21 protein-coding genes, 2 tRNA genes and 1 pseudogene are annotated in these 19,315 nt (G+C 43.9%); 1 reads left to right on the top strand and 23 read right to left on the bottom strand.

The window, feature by feature from the left end:
* Nucleotides 1–937: 937 nt before the first annotated feature.
* From lon to K2P83_RS09035, 10 genes are all read right to left on the bottom strand, one after another.
* Nucleotides 938–3,349, bottom strand: a complete 2,412-nt coding sequence (gene lon, locus K2P83_RS08990; protein WP_292928413.1) for an endopeptidase La — start codon at nucleotides 3,347–3,349, stop codon at nucleotides 938–940.
* Between the two features lie 405 nt (nucleotides 3,350–3,754).
* Nucleotides 3,755–5,032: an ATP-dependent Clp protease ATP-binding subunit ClpX gene (gene clpX, locus K2P83_RS08995; RefSeq protein WP_292928415.1), complete on the bottom strand. Its 1,278-nt coding sequence runs from the start codon at nucleotides 5,030–5,032 to the stop codon at nucleotides 3,755–3,757.
* Nucleotides 5,033–5,098: 66 nt separating this feature from the next.
* Complete coding sequence (clpP, locus tag K2P83_RS09000; RefSeq protein WP_292928417.1) at nucleotides 5,099–5,740, bottom strand: ATP-dependent Clp endopeptidase proteolytic subunit ClpP; 642 nt, start codon at nucleotides 5,738–5,740, stop codon at nucleotides 5,099–5,101.
* 1 nt (nucleotide 5,741) lies between these two features.
* Entirely contained in the window at nucleotides 5,742–7,046 is a 1,305-nt protein-coding gene (gene tig, locus K2P83_RS09005) for a trigger factor (RefSeq protein WP_292928419.1), read from the bottom strand.
* Nucleotides 7,047–7,154: 108 nt separating this feature from the next.
* A tRNA-Leu gene (locus K2P83_RS09010) sits at nucleotides 7,155–7,239 on the bottom strand.
* A gap of 58 nt (nucleotides 7,240–7,297) precedes the next feature.
* Nucleotides 7,298–8,056 carry a YciK family oxidoreductase gene (locus tag K2P83_RS09015; protein WP_292928421.1) on the bottom strand — a complete coding sequence of 253 codons (759 nt, stop codon included), beginning with the start codon at nucleotides 8,054–8,056 and terminating at the stop codon, nucleotides 7,298–7,300.
* 167 nt (nucleotides 8,057–8,223) lie between these two features.
* A complete protein-coding gene (gene groL, locus K2P83_RS09020; RefSeq protein ID WP_292928423.1) occupies nucleotides 8,224–9,876 on the bottom strand; it encodes a chaperonin GroEL in 1,653 nt (550 codons plus the stop codon).
* A gap of 57 nt (nucleotides 9,877–9,933) precedes the next feature.
* Nucleotides 9,934–10,224: a co-chaperone GroES gene (groES, locus tag K2P83_RS09025; RefSeq protein ID WP_103965655.1), complete on the bottom strand. Its 291-nt coding sequence runs from the start codon at nucleotides 10,222–10,224 to the stop codon at nucleotides 9,934–9,936.
* A gap of 510 nt (nucleotides 10,225–10,734) precedes the next feature.
* Entirely contained in the window at nucleotides 10,735–11,256 is a 522-nt protein-coding gene (locus K2P83_RS09030; protein ID WP_292928428.1) for a hypothetical protein, read from the bottom strand.
* 6 nt (nucleotides 11,257–11,262) lie between these two features.
* A complete protein-coding gene (locus K2P83_RS09035) occupies nucleotides 11,263–11,430 on the bottom strand; it encodes a helix-turn-helix domain-containing protein (protein ID WP_292928430.1) in 168 nt (55 codons plus the stop codon).
* Nucleotides 11,431–11,668: 238 nt separating this feature from the next.
* On the opposite strand from K2P83_RS09035, the gene K2P83_RS09040 reads away from it, so the two are divergent.
* A tRNA-Asn gene (locus K2P83_RS09040) sits at nucleotides 11,669–11,744 on the top strand.
* A 143-nt stretch (nucleotides 11,745–11,887) separates the two neighbouring features.
* On the opposite strand, the gene K2P83_RS09045 is transcribed toward K2P83_RS09040, so the two are convergent.
* From K2P83_RS09045 to K2P83_RS09100, 13 genes and pseudogenes are all read right to left on the bottom strand, one after another.
* On the bottom strand, nucleotides 11,888–12,154 hold the full coding sequence (locus tag K2P83_RS09045; protein WP_292928432.1) for a hypothetical protein: 267 nt from the start codon (nucleotides 12,152–12,154) through the stop codon (nucleotides 11,888–11,890).
* 256 nt (nucleotides 12,155–12,410) lie between these two features.
* The gene (locus K2P83_RS14330) at nucleotides 12,411–12,539 is read right to left on the bottom strand and encodes a hypothetical protein (protein WP_363279490.1); all 129 of its coding nucleotides are present in this window, start codon (nucleotides 12,537–12,539) and stop codon (nucleotides 12,411–12,413) included.
* Nucleotides 12,487–13,224, bottom strand: a complete 738-nt coding sequence (locus K2P83_RS09050; protein WP_292928434.1) for a formylglycine-generating enzyme family protein — start codon at nucleotides 13,222–13,224, stop codon at nucleotides 12,487–12,489. The genes K2P83_RS14330 and K2P83_RS09050 overlap by 53 nt, the downstream gene beginning before the upstream one ends.
* An 83-nt stretch (nucleotides 13,225–13,307) precedes the next feature.
* Nucleotides 13,308–13,796: a VOC family protein gene (locus tag K2P83_RS09055; protein WP_292928436.1), complete on the bottom strand. Its 489-nt coding sequence runs from the start codon at nucleotides 13,794–13,796 to the stop codon at nucleotides 13,308–13,310.
* A 281-nt stretch (nucleotides 13,797–14,077) separates the two neighbouring features.
* Nucleotides 14,078–14,677 (bottom strand): DUF1579 domain-containing protein, encoded by a 600-nt coding sequence (locus K2P83_RS09060; RefSeq protein ID WP_292928438.1) that lies wholly within the window; start codon nucleotides 14,675–14,677, stop codon nucleotides 14,078–14,080.
* 52 nt (nucleotides 14,678–14,729) lie between these two features.
* Nucleotides 14,730–15,092: a DUF1428 domain-containing protein gene (locus K2P83_RS09065; RefSeq protein ID WP_292928440.1), complete on the bottom strand. Its 363-nt coding sequence runs from the start codon at nucleotides 15,090–15,092 to the stop codon at nucleotides 14,730–14,732.
* Between the two features lie 44 nt (nucleotides 15,093–15,136).
* Nucleotides 15,137–15,601 (bottom strand): VOC family protein, encoded by a 465-nt coding sequence (locus tag K2P83_RS09070; protein WP_292928442.1) that lies wholly within the window; start codon nucleotides 15,599–15,601, stop codon nucleotides 15,137–15,139.
* Between the two features lie 23 nt (nucleotides 15,602–15,624).
* On the bottom strand, nucleotides 15,625–15,855 hold the full coding sequence (locus K2P83_RS09075; protein WP_292928444.1) for a YciI family protein: 231 nt from the start codon (nucleotides 15,853–15,855) through the stop codon (nucleotides 15,625–15,627).
* 45 nt (nucleotides 15,856–15,900) lie between these two features.
* The gene (locus tag K2P83_RS09080; RefSeq protein ID WP_292928446.1) at nucleotides 15,901–16,032 is read right to left on the bottom strand and encodes a hypothetical protein; all 132 of its coding nucleotides are present in this window, start codon (nucleotides 16,030–16,032) and stop codon (nucleotides 15,901–15,903) included.
* A 165-nt stretch (nucleotides 16,033–16,197) separates the two neighbouring features.
* Nucleotides 16,198–16,548 carry a YciI family protein gene (locus tag K2P83_RS09085; RefSeq protein ID WP_292928448.1) on the bottom strand — a complete coding sequence of 117 codons (351 nt, stop codon included), beginning with the start codon at nucleotides 16,546–16,548 and terminating at the stop codon, nucleotides 16,198–16,200.
* A gap of 45 nt (nucleotides 16,549–16,593) precedes the next feature.
* Entirely contained in the window at nucleotides 16,594–16,968 is a 375-nt protein-coding gene (locus K2P83_RS09090) for a YciI family protein (protein ID WP_292928450.1), read from the bottom strand.
* A gap of 83 nt (nucleotides 16,969–17,051) precedes the next feature.
* Nucleotides 17,052–18,308: an RNA polymerase sigma factor gene (locus tag K2P83_RS09095; RefSeq protein WP_292928452.1), complete on the bottom strand. Its 1,257-nt coding sequence runs from the start codon at nucleotides 18,306–18,308 to the stop codon at nucleotides 17,052–17,054.
* A gap of 39 nt (nucleotides 18,309–18,347) precedes the next feature.
* Nucleotides 18,348–19,134: pseudogene (locus K2P83_RS09100) on the bottom strand (DUF5995 family protein).
* Between the last annotated feature and the right edge of the window lie 181 nt (nucleotides 19,135–19,315).

The following is a 19,315-nucleotide window of genomic DNA, read 5'->3' on the forward strand; positions in this document are numbered from 1 at the left end:
AGACCGGAATAGGCAGGACGGCCTGCGGCATCAAATGTGGGGGAGTAATGTTCAGCGATTGCTTTTTCTATCGGTGTCCAATCAATCAGGTAATCGATTTGATTGAGAAAATTTCCTTTGCGAGTGCGGCGGGTGACATCAAACTCTGAAAAACTCATATTAATTAACTTAATAATATGATTAAAAACATTATCATATTATCCGCACCTGAAAATGACTCTAGCCGTGCAAAGCTCTCTCTCTATACACCAGACTTGACTATAGCTAGCGGGGTGGTGACCTTTGGCGGCACCTGCGCGGCCAGAAGTCACGCAGAAAATGTTACGCGAGTGGTCACAAGAGCTCCGAGGCACAATCAAGAACCGAATCGGCATTGACGAGCGTTCGGAGATTGTGGATCAGAAGAGTCTTATAGTCGACTGGGAGGGCGGCACCGTGATCGGCAAGAACCATCAAGGAGCATTGGTTACATTGGCCGAGAGGAGGTCGCGCTACATTCTGGCAGCCTAAGTGCCCGACTAACATGCATCGGGGTAACAGCAGCGGTAACGCGACTGCTTCGCCCCCATAAAGGCAAGTACTACACCATGATCGACAACGGGAAGGAATTTGCGGAACACGAAACCACATCGCAGCGGAACTCGATGCGGGTGTTTATTTCGCCCACCCTGAACATTCATGAGAGCGTGGCTTGAATGAGAACAACAATGGGCTGCTGCAGCAGTAATTTCCCAAAGGGATTGAATTGTTTGGGTTACCCAAGGACAAGTGCAGTAAGCGGTAGATAAACTCAACCATTGGCCACGCAAGGCGCTTGGATTCAGAACCCCGTTTGAGGTATTCTTCGGGAAGAGGGTGTACTACACCAAACCACCGTTAGGCGTTGCACTTCGAAATTGAATCCACATATATTTTTTACAAAAAAATAATATATAACTTAATGTTTAATTAGGGATTCCACTAGTTTTTCCTCACTAGCTGACTGTAAAGCTGGTTGAGCAATAGCAGCAGATAGCCTCTCTGGCTTGTGCTCCAATGCTAAATCAAGCACTTGGTCTATCCATTTGACGGGATAAATAGTCAGTTGACTCTTTACATTTGAAGGAATATCAGCTAAATCCTTTACATTCTTTTCAGGTATGATCACGGCTTTAATTCCACCTCGATGTGCTGCCAATAGTTTCTCCTTTAATCCGCCTATCGGAAGCACTTCACCTCTTAAAGTAATCTCTCCTGTCATAGCCACATCCGCTCTCACAGCAATATCTGTCAGAACCGACACCATCGCAACACATATCCCAATACCTGCGCTTGGTCCATCCTTAGGTGTTGCACCTTCTGGAAGATGTATATGAATATCATTCTTTTGATAAAAGTCTTCCGCGATACCTAATAGGTAAGAACGTCCTCTAACTACAGAAAGTGCAGCCTGAATAGACTCCTGCATCACTTCGCCCAATTTTCCGGTAGTAATAGTTTTTCCTTTTCCAGGTAATACTACAGCTTCAATAGTCAATAATTCACCACCTACTTCTGTCCAAGCCAACCCAGTTACCTGCCCTATTTGATTTTTTTCTTCTGCAATTCCATATGTGAATCGTCTTACACCCAAGAATTTGTCCAGATTACGGGATGTAACGATTACTTTGCTTTTTCCCTTTTTAAGCAACATCGCTTTTACAGCTTTCCGACAGATCTTTGAGATTTCTCGTTCCATTGCCCTTACACCCGCTTCCCTTGTGTAATAACGAGCAATATCCCGCAAAGCAGAATCTGAAACGGCCAACTCATTTTCCTCGAGACCATGATTGCGTATCTGTTTGGTTAATAAATAACGTATAGCAATATTCAGTTTCTCATCTTCTGTATACCCTGATAACTGGATTACTTCCATACGATCAAGTAAAGCGGGAGGGATGTTTAGTGTATTTGCAGTTGCCACAAACATAACATCTGACAAATCATATTCCACTTCAATATAATGATCCACAAAAGAATTATTCTGTTCTGGATCAAGAACCTCTAGTAAGGCAGAAGAAGGGTCTCCACGAAAATCCATACCCATTTTATCTACTTCATCAAGTAGAAATAAAGGATTCTTAACGCCAACTTTACTCATATTGTGTAATATCTTTCCTGGCATTGATCCGATATAAGTTCTCCTATGGCCTCGTATCTCAGCTTCATCTCGTACGCCACCCAGTGACATGCGCACAAACTTTCTGTTCGTAGCATGTGCAATTGATTGGCCTAGTGAAGTCTTACCGACCCCTGGTGGCCCGACAAGGCATAGAATCGGTGCCTTCATCTTGTTTACACGTTGCTGAACAGCCAGATATTCAACAATCCGTTCTTTGACTTTTTCTAAACCATAGTGATCCTTCTCAAGCACTGTCTCTGCCGCTTTTAAATCATGATTGATTTTACTCTTCTTTTTCCAAGGAAGTGCTACTAGTGCGTCAATGTAATTACGCACTACTGTCGCTTCCGCAGACATTGGAGACATCAAGCGAAGTTTTTTTAATTCTGATTCAGCTTTAGTGTATGCTTCTTTTGACATTTGAGCAGATTTGATCTTTTTCTCAATTTCATCTATATCTGCACCATCCTCACCTTCGCCTAACTCTTTCTGGATTGCTTTTACTTGCTCATTTAGATAGTAATCACGCTGGCTCTTTTCCATCTGCCGTTTAACTCTACCGCGGATACGTTTTTCTACGTGCAGGATATCTAATTCGGTTTCCAACAAACTCAGCAAGTGCTCCAGACGTTTGGATACATCAAAAATTTCAAGAATTTCCTGTTTTTGCTCAAGCTTTAATGGCAAGTAAGCGGCAATTGTGTCGGCTAGTCGTCCAGCATCATCTATGCCACCCAACGAAGTGATAATTTCTGGTGGAATTTTTTTGTTAAGTTTTACATATTGATCAAACTGGGTCAGAATGGCCCGCCGCATAGCTTCTGCTTCAGGGTTTTCTGTTATATCAAATAATACTTGCGATGCTCTTCCAGAGAGATGAGTTTCAGAATCGATTAAATCGAGAATGCGAGCACGACAATTCCCCTCTACCAGGACCTTAACTGTGCCATCAGGCAGTTTAAGCATCTGTAATAAGCTCGCTATACTACATACGTTATAGAGATCCTCAGGTGCAGGGTCATCTTTAGACGCTACTTTTTGAGCAACAAGTAGAATATTTTTATTCGACTCCATTGCAAGTTCAAGTGCTTTAATAGATTTCTGCCTACCTACAAATAATGGTATTACCATATGCGGAAAAACAACCACATCACGCAATGGCAGGAGAGGCAGTATTAATTGCTCAGAATTCTCGATCAAAGAAATCATATTTACTCATTTATAAAATTCACAACTGATTGATAATATATATGTACTAATCAGAAATTCAAGGTGGAAATACAATATACACTAGCATATATCTGCCACGCACAATACTTAAATAGAGGTATTAAATATGCATATTTGCTTTTAATAGCACGATTAATGAACTTAAGTCTGAGAGACGACAAGAAACAATCTCATTATCTTAAAATCTACAAGCCAAGGGAAAAAGATCTATATTGCCGTTTATGAATTAAGAATAGGATAAAGTATTCATTTAATATATATAAACTGCACTTTCTCTCCTGTTTCTGCCTATCATTGGCTGCCCTTGATTACGTTTTTCAACGACGCGCCAATCCATCTTAGCAACTTATCAACTTAAATAATATTGATTAGATTTCTAGCTAATTATTTGGATCGTTTGGCAACCTTGGGTTGATCAGAATAAATCAGTATCGGTTTAATATCATCATTAGTCGAATTATAGTCAATGACGACTTTAGAAACATTTTCTAATGACGGGAGCTCGTACATAATATCCAGCAATATTTCTTCCAGAATTGAGCGTAATCCACGCGCTCCGGTTTTGCGTGTCAGAGCCCTTTTCGCAATTGCCTTGAGTGCAGGCTCTCGGAATTCCAGGTCTACGCCACCTTCCATATTGAACATTTTCCAGTATTGCTTAACGAGTGCGTTCCTGGGTTCTGTTAGTATCTGAATCAGTGCTACTTCATTAAGTTCTTCCAATGTAGCTACAACAGGTAAACGCCCTACAAATTCAGGGATCAAGCCAAATTTAACCAAATCTTCTGGCTCGACTTGTTGTAAGACTTTATTCATATCTTTACGAGTATGATTTTTTACATCAACACCAAAACCAATCCCACTCTTCTCGGTTCGTGCTCTGATCACTTTATCTAGCCCATCAAACGCGCCGCCACAGATAAACAAAATATTGGTAGTATCAACTTGAATAAATTCTTGGTTAGGATGTTTCCTTCCGCCTTGAGGAGGGACCATAGCAATGGTTCCCTCAATTAATTTCAATAATGCCTGCTGCACTCCCTCACCTGAAACATCGCGTGTAATCGAAGGATTATCCGATTTACGTGAAATTTTATCTATTTCATCTATGTACACGATACCTCGCTGCGCCTTTTCAGCATCGTAATTACATTTCTGCAGCAATTTCTGAATAATATTTTCAACATCTTCACCTACATATCCTGCTTCTGTCAAAGCTGTGGCATCTGCCATGATAAAAGGAACATCTAAAAGCCTAGCCAAGGTCTGTGCGAGCAGTGTTTTACCTGAACCAGTGGGACCGACAAGTAGAATATTACTTTTTGAAAGTTCAATATCATCAGCATCATCTGATTTTGTTACATTCTTCAGGCGTTTGTAGTGGTTATAAACCGCTACGGACAGTATTTTTTTTGCTGATTCTTGCCCAATTACATATTGATCCAATATTTGACAGATCTCACGAGGAACAGGCAAATTTGACTTAACCAATTTTGTCGCTTCATCACCTTGCATTTCTTCACGAATGATGTCATTGCAAAGATCAATACATTCATCGCAAATAAATACGGAAGGACCGGCAATAAGTTTCCTTACTTCATGTTGACTTTTGCCGCAAAAAGAACAGTAAAGAAGTTTCTCGCTACTAGCTTTGTCTGGCATATTATTATCCTACAGTGATCGAGTTTAAATACCCGTGATTGAAACAATTTCTTACAAGTACTTCACTTAATTCGGACTTTCATCTCTATGTGTTAATACTGCATCAACTAAGCCATAATTTACAGATTCAACTGCACTCATAAAGTTATCACGATCTGTATCTTTATCTAAATCAGACACTGGTCGCTCCGCATGCTTTGCCATAATCTCATTTAATCGAGCTTTAAGATATAGTATTTCACGAGCATGTATTTCAATATCCGAGGCCTGCCCTTGAAACCCTCCCAGCGGCTGGTGAATCATTACACGTGAATTAGGTAAACAATAACGTTTCCCTTTTGCTCCTGCAGTTAGTAGCAATGCTCCCATACTAGCCGCTTGGCCGATACATAAGGTACTTACATCCGGTTTAATATACTGCATTGTGTCATAAATGGCCAAACCAGCAGATACCATACCTCCCGGGGAATTAATATAAAAATGTATGTCTTTTTCTGAATTCTCAGATTCAAGAAATAAAAATTGCGCCACTACCAAGTTGGCCGTAGCTTCGGTTACAGGACCAACTAGAAAAACCACTCTTTCCTTTAATAAACGCGAATAAATATCATAAGCACGTTCCCCCCGCCCGCTTGTTTCTATCACCATTGGAATTAAACCCAAATTCTTAGGCTCAAGATCACGCATGTTATCAGATAGTTGAACCATTTCAGGATATCCTCATCAGCTCATCGAATGTCACTGTTTTATCAATTAATTTTATTTTATCGAGTGCCCAATTTACCACATTCTCTTCCAGTGCCAATGATTCCGCTTCTTGCAACCGCTCTGGAGAAGCGTAATGCCATTTAACTACTTGTTCTGGATTTTCATAACTTTGCGACGCATCTTCAATTATGTTTCGAACTTGGTCTGGCGTGGCTTTAAGAGCGTGAACCTTTACAAGTTCTGCCAGAATTAAACCCAATTTTACGCGATACTCTGCCTTTTCTTTAAAAAGATCAGCTGTAAGAGGTATATCATTCGCTTTCATTCCTCGCGCTTCAAAGTCACTTCTCGCATTCTGCATCAATCTATCTTTTTCCTGCTTTATCAGAATGCTAGGTGCTTCAATTCGAGTAGTATCTAAAAATGCTTGCATAATTTGCTCTTTAATTCTTGATCTAATTCGTTTTGAAACTTCACGTTCGAGATCTTTATGTATTCCTTCTCGCAATTTTTTGATATCCCCATCGGGAATACCCAACAACTTGGCAAATTCTGCATCAACATCTGGCAATACCGGTTCTTCAAGCCCATTTAGTTTTACTTCAAATGTAACGGTTTTTCCAGCGATATCTTTACCGTGATAATCATCCGGAAAAACAACATCAAATGATTTATTGTTTCCCACTTTCATACCTATCAGTGAAGCTTCGAAATCTTTAAGAAATTTTCCATCCCCGATTATCAACTGAATATCTTCAGCGTTTCCACCAGGAAAATCATTACCACCAATAGTCCCATGATAATCTATTCTGACGCGATCTCCCTTTTTTGCTGCGCGACTAACCGATTCATATGTCACGCGCTGTTTACATATCATATCCAAGGTTTTATCAATGTCAGTTTCCTCAATCTGCACAGTAGGGCGATCGATATTTTGCTCGCTTAAATCGCCTAATACTATTTCAGGATAGACCTCAAATGTTGCGCTGACCGTATAATGTGTTTCGTTATCATTCGTAGCTTTTGCTTCAAAACGCGGATACCCAGCAACCTGTAGGTTGTGCTCCTTAACGGTATCCTGAAATTCTTTATGCATAGAATCATTTAGCACATCCTGCTGGACTTGCACACCGTACATTTGAGTGATTATTCTTAATGGAACTTTCCCAGGACGAAAACCATGTAATTTGGTTGTCTTCGCTAGCCGTTTTAGGCGATTTTCAATTTCACCCTGCAGTTTTTGCAGAGAAATAGTAATATCAAAGCGACGTTCTAGTGTACTAAGATTTTCTACATTTGATCCCATTAAAGTTCCTGGCTGATTAAATATTTTTCAATATATTACAATACTATCCGATCAATATTTTTTGAGATTACCGGATAAAAAGCTTTTCGGTAACATACAAATTCCATTTGGTGCGAAAGGGGGGACTCGAACCCCCACACCTTTCGGCGTCAGAACCTAAATCTGGTGCGTCTACCAATTCCGCCACTTTCGCTTTTTATGTTAGCTTAAGCGATTATACCTTTTAATCCCATTGACCGCAGCCAGATCATTCAATCCTCTCGGCAACAAGGAACTGTTTGTCCACTCACACCTTTACTATCTGGTCCCATCAAATATAAATAAGTCATCATCAAATCTTCAGGTTGCCGCATCGTTTGCTTAATTTCACCTGGATGAGTTTTGGCACGCTGCGGTGAGTTAACGATGCCTGGCACAATTGTATTGATTCGCAAATTTGGCATGGATTCCCATTCATCCGCTTGCACTTTCACTAATGCTTCAACACCTGCTTTCGCCACTATGAATCCCCCCCAATAGGCTGATGGCTTATGTCCGTGAGAACTTGACGTCATTACGACACTGGCATCAGGAGAAGCTTTTAACAAAGGAAGACATGCTTTAGTCAAAGCAAAAGGAGTAATCAAATTAACCTGCAGCATCGCTCGCCATTGCTCAACACTTTGATTTTCTAGTGGACTGAGGCCATGTAGAAATGCAGCGTTATGCAAAATTCCATCCAAACGTCCCAGCTGCTGTTCGATGGCCTGCGCTATCACTGCAAAATCAGCTTCTTCAGCTTGTTCCAAGTCCAACGGATAAATTAGAGCTTGTGCTTTACCGATAGTTTCAATCTCATCATAGACAGACTCCAGCTTTTTTACTTTGCGCCCATGCAAGATCACCGTAGCTCCATAACTTGCATAGGTTAACGCTGCAGCACGCCCCAAACCTTGCCCAGCCCCCGTAATAAGTACTACGCGATCTTTAAGCAGATCTTTAGGCGCCGAATAGTTTTCTAATTTATTCATAATTTAGAATTTATCACGATAAAGTATTTTGAGAGAAAAATAAAACACCTAAATAAGTATCTTTATTCCCTCATTCAGCTCAATAAACATAAAAAAACAGACTCCAACGAAATGTTAGAGTCTGTCTTATACCAAAATACTGAGTAGCGCAGGTATGGAACCGATACCTACATATCCATGCCACCCATGCCGCCCATACCGCCCATGCCTCCACCCATGCCACCAGCTGCGCCAGATTCGTCTTTAGGCAATTCAGCAACCATCGCATCGGTTGTTAACATTAGACTTGCAACTGAAGCCGCATTCTGCAAAGCAAAACGGGTAACTTTTGTTGGATCCAAAACACCCATCGACACCAGATCACCATACTCGCTTGTTGCTGCATTGTAACCAAAATTGCCCTTACCTTCAGCAACCTTATTAACTACAACGGATGGCTCATCGCCACAGTTTATTACAATCTGACGCAATGGCTCTTCAAGAGCACGCAAAACAATCTTAATACCGGCATCCTGATCGTGATTGTCGCCTTTAATCTGCTTGACAGCCGGGATAGCACGTAACAGTGCCACACCACCACCAGGAACAACGCCTTCTTCCACCGCTGCACGTGTGGCATGCAATGCATCTTCAACTCGCGCTTTTTTCTCTTTCATCTCAACTTCAGTAGCAGCACCGACTTTAATAAGCGCCACACCACCTGCTAACTTAGCCACGCGCTCTTGCAGCTTTTCTTTATCATAGTCGCTAGTTGCTTCTTCTATCTGTGTGCGAATCTGCTTGACACGGCCCTCAATGTTTCCAGCATCACCTGCGCCATCAATAATCGTTGTATTTTCTTTACCTACTTCTATGCGCTTAGCTTGACCCAAATCATTCAATGTAGCTTTTTCTAAAGTCAAACCAACTTCTTCAGCAATAACAGTCCCACCTGTTAGAATAGCGATATCTTCCAACATAGCTTTGCGACGATCACCAAAGCCAGGCGCTTTAACTGCACAAGTTTTCAGGATGCCACGAATATTGTTTACAACTAAAGTTGCCAGTGCTTCCCCATCCACATCTTCAGCAATAATTAGCAATGGTTTGCCGGCTTTCGCCACTTGTTCTAATATGGGGAGCAAATCGCGGATGTTAGAAATCTTCTTGTCATGCAACAAAACAAAAGGATTATCCAATAAAGCAATTTGCTTTTCTGCGCTACTTACAAAGTAAGGAGAGAGATAGCCGCGATCGAATTGCATACCTTCAACCACTTCCAGTTCATTCTGCAATCCAGATCCATCTTCTACAGTAATCACGCCTTCCTTGCCAACTTTATCCATCGCATCCGCAATGATTTTGCCTATCTCATCATCTGAGTTCGCAGAAATACTGCCTACTTGAGCAATTTCCTTGGCTGTCGCACATGGTTTTGAAAGTTTTTTCAATTCACCGATGGCTGCGGTAACTGCCTTATCTATGCCGCGTTTAAGATCCATTGGATTCATGCCTGCAGCAACATATTTCATACCTTCTTTAACGATGGCTTGAGCTAATACAGTTGCAGTGGTAGTACCGTCTCCGGCTACATCAGAAGTTTTGCTAGCCACTTCTTTCAGCATTTGTGCGCCCATATTTTCAAACTTATCTTTCAGTTCGATTTCTTTAGCAACCGAAACACCATCCTTGGTAATTGTTGGTGCACCGTAAGAACGATCTAAAACAACATTGCGACCTTTTGGTCCTAACGTTACCTTTACTGCATCGGCTAAAATATTAACACCAGCTACCATTCTATGGCGCGCTGAATCACCAAATTTCACTTCTTTTGCTGACATAATTTTTCTCCTAATCTTTCAAAACATTATCTTTAGTAGGGTATTGAATTGATACACTTAACCTTCAATCACACCCATAATATCTTCTTCCCGCATGACTAAAAGCTCTTCGCCTTGAACCTTGACAGACTGTCCAGCATATTTACCAAACAATACTTTGTCGCCAACCTTGACTTCCAATGGGCGAATTTTTCCATCATCACCAACTTTTCCTTTTCCTACAGCCAGAATTTCACCTTGATCGGGTTTTTCCGCTGCACTGTCTGGAATAACGATTCCTGATGCAGTTTTACGTTCATCTTCTAATCGTTTGACGATGACACGATCATGTAAAGGGCGAATTTTCATACTTCTTTCTCCTATTAAATTAATAACCCGAAATTTGCAAAGTATTTTGTACTTTATTCTTATGAGTTTCCGAAGCACTTAGCGCTTCATAATATTACAAAAATAAATATTAGCACTCGCTCACTAAGAGTGCTAATAATAGTGGTTCTTTCTCGTAATTTCAAGTAAAGAGACACAAATTCTTTGGTCTATGTGCAAGCGAGGGAATAAACCCGGAATAAAAAACGAAACAAAACCGGAATTAAAATAGCATCAAATAATGAGAGATTGAAAGATAAAGTTGCATATCAACTATGACCAAAGCTTCTGTTGGCAACAAATAGAAATGTCCGGTTGAGTAGCAAATAGATTGTCTGCTTTTAATTAAAACTCAGTGAACCCACAGTGCGGTTCATTGCGAAGCTGAGGCGGCGGATTTACGCACCAACTTTTCATTTTGTTTTATTCCCTACCCCGTTTCGTCAAAAATAGCGATTTTTCGTGGTCAACGCAAGACTGCTAGTTCCCATCCTAATAGCGTAATACAGTCACCTTGGCCTTCACATAGTGACATTTATGCTGGTCAGCAGGGATCTGCAGCTTGATGTTGTTGAAACTGGCGCAGTTGTCATGTCCCACTACGCGTTCATGGCGCTCACATAGGAAATCCTCAAGTTGCTCACCGATCCAGGGAACAAACGCTGAGCCTTCTACCACCGCAGGCTGTATGAATTCAGCATTAAAAGCAGGCAAATATACTTCCTTTAGATATTGGTTTGCTGCCGCCATGTCGGTGATATCAGCCAGCGCTAGTTCCTTTGGTAAACGTTCTTGATGTGTGCGAAACATGCTTTCACTGCGCCCACGCGCCTGTGGTGAATAAACCGCAATCATTTCAATTCCCAGCCGTTTCATGGCTTGTCCAAACTGAGTAGGGTTATTCTTGTCTACCTTGCCGCCAGCTTCCGGTGTATACCAATAGTGACTGCCTCGATCCGAATAAAAGGACGAAAATAACCCACGTTTTTCAACAACTTCTTTAACACTTGGCATTCCAACCTAAAATAACAACTTTGATATTGCTCCGTTAACCCGCATCACCTCATCAACGGGTGCACAACGATGCGAAGCCTGAGTCAGGCGCTTATCCATCAGTGCTTCCAGTCCACCTTCGTCATATCTGACCAGGTAACGCCGAAATGTACGGTCACATACCCCAAGCACCATTGCCGCTTCTTCCTCTGTGTAAAACCTCCACTCCTCCAGCCTTCATATGCTTCCTCAAACCTTATCTTCCGTGTCTCCTGTAGCCATTCTGTCCGTTTCATCTCAATCCCTCCTTGGGCTAAAGATAATCCAGACAGATCATGTGCTACAAACCCAGACAGTTTATTTGTTCTCTACAAGAAACGATCTGATGGTTGACCAGAAGGCTTCAAACCGTTAACATGCGCATCTTACCAGTTCCCTGATAGCTCAGTTGGTAGAGCGACGGACTGTTAATCCGCAGGTCCCAGGTTCGAGCCCTGGTCGGGGAGCCATTTAACTCAATGAGTTAGCTGGCTTATAGCTCTGGTTAGCTTCTTTAGCGTGACAAAAGCGTGACAGTGTAAAAAATCGCCTTATTTGATACTAGTTTTCGCTTTATTTGGCACTAACGCTTTTGCATTTTAACGCCATCCTTTCAGAAATTCCTTATTATCAATTCAGACCGGCAAGCTGATCGATTTGCTCCGCCTACCGTGTAAGTGATTTCAGTGGTATCAATGGTCAGTCCGCTGAATGCTTTTCTCATTTCAGGGATATCGTTAACCGATATGATCATCGTGCATTTTATGGATCTGGCCAGATCTGCCATCTGGTCGTATTGCTCCAATCCAAAGTCAACACCATAGCCTTCAGTACTCCCAGTACGGTGGATCGCAATAGAATCGTGTGTGGGGTCTGTCATATTTTTTGATGCAATCTGGCCATGACAGGTGCTCGATATAAATTCTGGATAGTCTCATTTGGGCTTGGCTTAGATCCTCCTCGAGTCTGAGTAAGTTTAGCCGTGGCGCGCTGGTGGTTTTTGGTTATTGCACCCTACTGTCTGTCATCCCGCAGTCCATCCCCCGCTTGTCCCCCGCGCGCTCCGCCGCGCAGCTGCCAGTCGGCTGCTGGCCTGCTCTGTTTTACTTGATGCAATGCCCTCCGGGTATTGCACCCTACTTGAGCTCATAACCTCGGGTAAGACGGAAACCAGTGCGGTCGCTGCGGACAGACGGATCGAAGTGATGGCGGCTAGCAGAACGGCAGCGCCTGCCGTTGCCGATCCAGGAGCCGCCGCGCAGCACGCGGGAGTCGCCCGATTCCGGCCCTTGTGGGATCGATACCCGGCTCCGCCGGGTAATCTCCAAACCGATCCTGGCACCACTCCCGCACATTACCGTGCATCTGGTACAAGCCCCAGTCATTGCACGGCAGTTCCTTGACTGCGATAGTCTGTTCCCGATATTCGCTCGGACTGCCATTATTGTATGGATAATTTCCATCAAAATTAACCAACGTTGAGTCCATCTGATCTCCCCAACAAAATGGTGCAGTACTCGCGGCGCGGCAGGCATATTCCCATTGCGCTTCGGTCGGCAGGCATAATTTCAATTCTGCTTTCAGGCCGTTCATTTTGGCTATAAAGGCTTGAGCATCCTCCCAGTTGACAGTTTCAACCGGAAGTTCGTTACCTTTAAAATGACTGGGATTTTCTCCCATTACTACTTCCCACAGCGCTTGCGTTACCGTCGTATCCGCAATCCAGAAGCCTTTGGTTAAAGTCACCTGATGTTGCAATTCATCATCATAGCGTTCCCGCTCATCTGGTGGCGACCCCATCAAAAACGTCCCCGGCTCGCACCAACGAAACGCCTGCCGCACGCCTTTGTAGGTAAACGCCATCCATAGACCGAATTCATCTTCGCCCCAATCGGAGGCCCAGGCTTCCGGAAATTCTTCGGGGAAAATGGTGTGTTTGCGGATGTACATGGTGGATTTCTAAAAATAATGAGCAAGCCATTATTAAAACACAGAGAAGTGCTGAATGGGTGTTGAATTACCGAGCTGAATTCTTACCCGTCATAAGCCGATTGAAGCTTGGCAATATCGAGCTTTTTCATTTGCAGCATGGCTTGCATCGCCCTTTGGGATTTCTCAGCATCAGCGCTGCCCAGCAACTCACCCAAAACTTCCGGGACAATCTGCCAGGACACGCCGAATTTGTCTTTCAGCCAGCCGCATTGCTGCGCTTGTTCGTCGCCGCCTTGGGAGAGATTGTTCCAGAAGTGATCCACCTCGTCCTGCGTTTTGCAGGATACTTGGAACGATATGGCTTCGTTAAATTGGAATGTCGGTCCGCCGTTGAGGGCAGTAAAAGTTTGCCCATCCAGTTCAAACTGCACCGTCATCACCGACCCTTCCAGTTTGCCGTGAAATTCGAAGCCTGCTTTGCCATAGCGAGCAATATGTTTGATTTTTGAGTTGCTGAAAATAGCCGTGTAGAAATTCGCGGCTTCTTCGGCTTGGTGATCGAACCATAAACAAGGATTGATTTTTTGCATCGATAATTATCTCGCGAGAAATTCCATTTGGTTTAAAAACCATTGAAAAACTATCTGCATTGCCGCTTCGGTGTTAAAAACAGATTTAAAATGCTGATTTATTAAGCGTAAACTGCGCTTTTTCGCCTGTTTTTGCCTTGCATCGGCTGCCTCGAAAATGTTTTCAATGCGCTGTTAATGAACATTAAGAGAGTACAGTTTTAGTGACAACCCGAATCGTCTTTCATTAACTCGGGCCGTCGTCATCACATGTTTCGAAACTAGAAAACTCTTTATACAAGCTACTGTTTTCTTATATAGAGAACTTCCATCATCTTCATTTCCTGCCCGCCATGGTAAGTACCATACATGATAAATTCTTGGGTATTGCTATTCAAAATTTTCCAGATGGCGCGATGTGTCATGTGCCCGCCACCCACTTCTGCATGTTGCCCGGTCAAAGTAATCGCCTTACCGTCCGCACTTGCCGTACCATCCATTATAAAAATCTGCGTGCTCATGGTATCGATCCATGTCGAAATATAGCGTTTGAGCAGATTGTCGTATCCGATAGTCCAGATCCCAGTGTGGGGCCTTCCATGCATACTACCGGTGATTTCTTGTTGCAAAAAACGTCCATCCAGCATCATCCGGCTGCTTACAGTGCCAGTAGACTCTACCGGTGGTTTCTGAGGATCAACCCATTCTTTCGTTCTGGTTATCCAGCTACCAGCGATACTCGCCAATAGCTTGTGCGGCTCTCCAGGTGTAGCGAGTTTCGTATATACTTCCATCATTTCTTCAGGATTCATGGGCTTGCTGCTCTTTTGGTCATTTGCAATCGCACTCGTTGTCAGCAGCACAAGAAACACCATCATCAAAACCAATCGCAAGTACTTCATAGCTTTCTCCTTATAGAACGTTCGTTAAAAATTTGGGGAGGAATGGAATGAATTAAAATTCAACCATTGTTTTAAAACCACCATAGACAATTCGCTTGCAGTCGAAAGGCCCGGTATCTGGATTCATCATTTCCTGCAAACGCGGGTCAGCCATGACGGCCTGATTGACCCGATCACGATGTTCTTTTGATTCAAATACAATCCATGAAAAAATAACGGTTTCACCCTCCTTGGCATTTGCTGCTTGTTTAAATGAAACCAATTCTTTCTGATCGAGATCATCTCCGGTGCATTCGATATATTCCAGCGCACCATGCTCTTTCCAAATCGCTCCCGCCAATTCGGCCATTTTTTTGTAATCATCCAAGTTACTCTGTGCAATTGGAATCACATAACCATCCACATACTTTGCCATTGGGTTCTCCTATAATCATCACGTTATATTAGGACATTGACGCTTTAACCGATGCATTCAACCGCTGCGGCCTGACGAATCTCTTCCGGACTGACATCGCGAATATGCGTCGCGATCGCCCAGTGGTGTCCGAACGGATCTTCCACCCTTCCGTAGCGATCGCCCCAGAACATGTCTGCGACCGGCATGGTAATTTTTGCTCCGGTTTTAACCGCTTGATCAAAAACCGCATCGACGTCTCCGACTTGCAAATGAATCGTTATGGGCGAGCCTTTTAATGCGAGCGGACCGAGACATCCCCATTGCGGATTTTCATCGACCAGCATCACGAGTGAATCACCAATCCGCACACAGGCATGTATCAGTTTGCCACCGGGGCCTGGTATCCGCATCATTTCAGTAGCATTGAAAGCTTGTTGATAAAATGCAATCGCCTTGGCGGCGTCTGCACAAACCAAGTGTGGGGTAACGGTATGCATCCCCTCAGGGACAGGTTTTACTTGGGACATAAAAGTTCTCCTTAGATTAGAAATTAACTGTTCTTGCTCTCTTCGAGATCTCGGAATCGGTTAATGGTATCGCCTGGCTCAAAATCATCCAGTTCGAATAATTGCCGTACTTCAATTTCCGTGTCATTCCCTTCACCGGCAGGATTGGGAAAGCGCTGGGTCCATTCGACGGCTTCGGCTTTCGTCGCGACCTGAATCAGCGTGTACCCGGCGATGAGTTCCTTGGTTTCAGCGAAGGGACCATCAATCAGCATGCGTTTACTCCCGCGGTATTGGATACGCCAGCCTTTAGAACTGGGTTACAATCCGGTTCCATCCAACAAAACCCCTGCTGCCGCTAATTCTTCATGGAACTTGGCCATCGCGTCGAGGAGCTCCTCACCGGGCATGACGCCCGCTTCCGAATCTTTGGTCGCTTTGACTATGATCATGTAACGCAATTGATATCTCCTCAGAATTGATAAATTGAGCCTGTCTGCTGATGTTTCCTAATGCAGTTCGACTCTGTCTATTAGTCGAATGAAAACTGGATAAATCGACAATCTGGAAATCTTTTTGATCTAGAAGCTTCCGGGGGCAGAAAACCGGCAAATCCCCTATTTTCCCTGCCGCGCCATTTCCCGGATCGGCCGTATCGGTCTGACTTCGATACTGCCGACTTGCGCGGGAGGAATTTTGGCGGCCAGCTCAATGGCTTCGTCCAAATGGCTGGCGTCTATCAGATAAAAACCGGCCAATTGCTCCTTGGTTTCAGCAAATGGGCCATCCGTAATACTGACTTTACCGTCACGTACTCTGACCGTTGTCGCGGTATGCACCGGTTGCAGGGCTTCGGAAGCCAAACAATGTCCGGATTTACGAATACTTTCATCGTACTCAAGACAATCACTGTCCGGCATGGTGTCGAGCAAACTTTCTTCACTATAAACGAGACATAGGTATTTCATGCATTTCTCCGGTTGATGAGATTTTTTTAGAAGCTAGCGATTAGTTCAATCTAATCCAAGCACGTCCAGGGTCTGCGCATCATTAGCAATCGGCCGGATCTCCACACAACCGCGCGCAGCGCCCGGTATTTTAGCCGCAACCTGGATGGCTTCATTCAGATCGCGCGCTTCAATGACATAATAACCACCAAGTTGTTCTTTCGTTTCAACGAAGGGGCCATCCATACTGGAAATTTTGCCTTTGCGCACCCTGATCGTAATGGCTGCGGACGGCGGCAATAACCGGTTGCAATCGACAAAATGTCCGCTCTTACGAATGTTACTGGTAAATTCACGGTACTCTTCGTAATGTTCATCCGCATCGGCTTGCGGCATTTGTTCCATAACTTTTTCGGCGCAAATCAAACAGAGGTATTTCATGGTGAGCTCCTAATTTTGACAGGACAGGAAAGGATTGAATACAACGAATAGTCGATCGGCAGCGCGCTAAATCGACACTGTTTTTATTTATTGTGTAACTCAGCCAATCTTTTTTGTAGAAACCGCCGCTCGGGCTCCTGTTGCGCAAGTTTTAAAGCGTGTTGATAGGCTAGGATGGCTTGATCAGTTTGACCGAGTCTGCGATGAAAATCCGCCTGGGCGGCATAAAGAAAATGATAGTCTTCAAGCTGTCCCTGCGAAATTAACACTTCAATCAGCGCCAGCCCTGCTTCCGGCCCATCACGCATCGCAATCGCGACTGCTCGATTTAATTCGACCACAGGGGATGGATAAATGCGCAACAACACATCATACAAACCCGTAATTTCCCGCCAATCCGTCTTGTCAGCGCTGGGCGCCTCGGCGTGTACCGCAGCAATAGCGGCTTGCACGGTATAAGCACCGAAACCGGACAAGCTAAGCGCGCACTTCACAAGCGCCACACCTTCGCTGATCTGATCCCGATCCCAGAGCGCGCGATCTTGTTCATTGAGCAAGATCAAGTCACCTTCGCTCGTCGTCCGCGCCGCACGCCGGGAATCTTGTAACAGCATGAGCGCCACTATTCCCAGGATTTCCGGTTCTGAAGATAATAATTCCATGAGGAGTTTGCCGAGACGAATCGCTTCTGCAGAAAGATCATGCCGCGCTAATACATGCCCCGAAGAGGCTGAATACCCTTCGTTGAATACTAAATAAATCACCTGCAAAACCGAGTTCAAGCGTTCAGGCAGTTGTTCATGTGCAGGTACTTCATAAGGTATGCGGGTATCACGGATTTTTGCCTTGGCACGCACGATACGCTGGGCAGCCGTTTTGGGGGCTATCAGGAAAGCACGAGCAATTTCTTCGGTAGTCAGTCCACAAATTTCGCGCAGGGTTAAAGCCACTTGCGCTTCTACGGATAGACTAGGATGACAGCAAGTGAAAATTAATCGCAGTTGATCATCTTCCAGACACTCGTCTTGCTCGTCTTCAGGATTTACAATGAAAATATCCAGTTGCGCGGGAATTTCATCGAATGTATCAAACCGGGAATCGCGTCGGAGTTTATCAATGGCTTTAAAACGCCCAACTGAAACTAACCAGGCACGGGGATTCTCAGGTATACCTTGTTGCGGCCATTGCTCCAATGCCGCTTTGAATGCATCATGTAACGCTTCTTCAGCTTGATCGAAATCACCGAGCAGACGTATCAGTGTGGCAAGTACACGTCTGAATTCGTTACGATAAAGTTGTTCCAGTTTTTTGGAAAAATCCTGCTCAGATTCCTCGACCAAATTGAATAATTTCCTACGTGACCGTTAGAATACTGACACCTACGAATTCATCATTCCAATATTTCGATGCGCTGACGCGTGTACCCGTTCTCCTAAGCGAATGATTCCGATGATCAGGGATGGGTAATAACCTGGATGAGAAATCACACGGGAGAATAATGCGATCATTTCATCTTTATCGATGATCGCTTGCTGACGTTTTTCTTCGGATAAGGGAAATAACTTTTCTGCGAATGACCAGGCGTCATCGCGGGCTTTTTCCATGTTGAAATTGATGATTGCTGTTTCCACGTTACCCAGAGCGTTATTGAGCAATTTCAGGACAGGCCATATTTCCGCCAGTTCCCCTTGCACATCCCCCACCAAGTTCGCGAGTACCCCATTGATCTTATCAAAATCACCTTTGAGACCGGCTAATTCTCCCGCCGGCATTGTTTCTGGCGCAGCAATTCCCAAGTCCAGGTTGATATGCGCGTTCATGCCGATCAGCAAATGCTGTAATATAATCGGCCACCAGTGCTCGGTCTCATTAAATGCACGTATCCAGGATTGCGTCGGTGTTTGTCCTGTCTGATATTGATAGCACGCATGAATGTAGCGATTGGCAAAAATGATATCAAGCCGTTCCATACGCGAAACATCGTCAAAGTAATTGTCTGCAATACTTTTTTACTTGGATGGTCACTCTGCGATACAACGCGGCAAAGTAACCGATGCATGAATCATTTTGTTTGGACCATTCGATGATGGCGGTTAATTGCGTAATAACTTCGCCAGTCGATGTTGCGGGTGTAGAAATAGAAGCTGGAAAACTGGCGGTATTCATAGCATCTCCTTCTAGTTATTCAACTTCAGTATCATACGCAATACCACTCATGATGCAAGTTCGATGTGTACGCGCTTATCATTGATTAGGGCCTGCATCGTTACATGAAAATCTGAAAAATTTTGTATCGATACAGGTCCCTTTAGGAACCTCTGAAGACCTGTCATTTCGAGCAGAGCGA

It is taken from the genome of Nitrosomonas sp. (assembly GCF_019752415.1).
GTDB lineage: Bacteria > Pseudomonadota > Gammaproteobacteria > Burkholderiales > Nitrosomonadaceae > Nitrosomonas.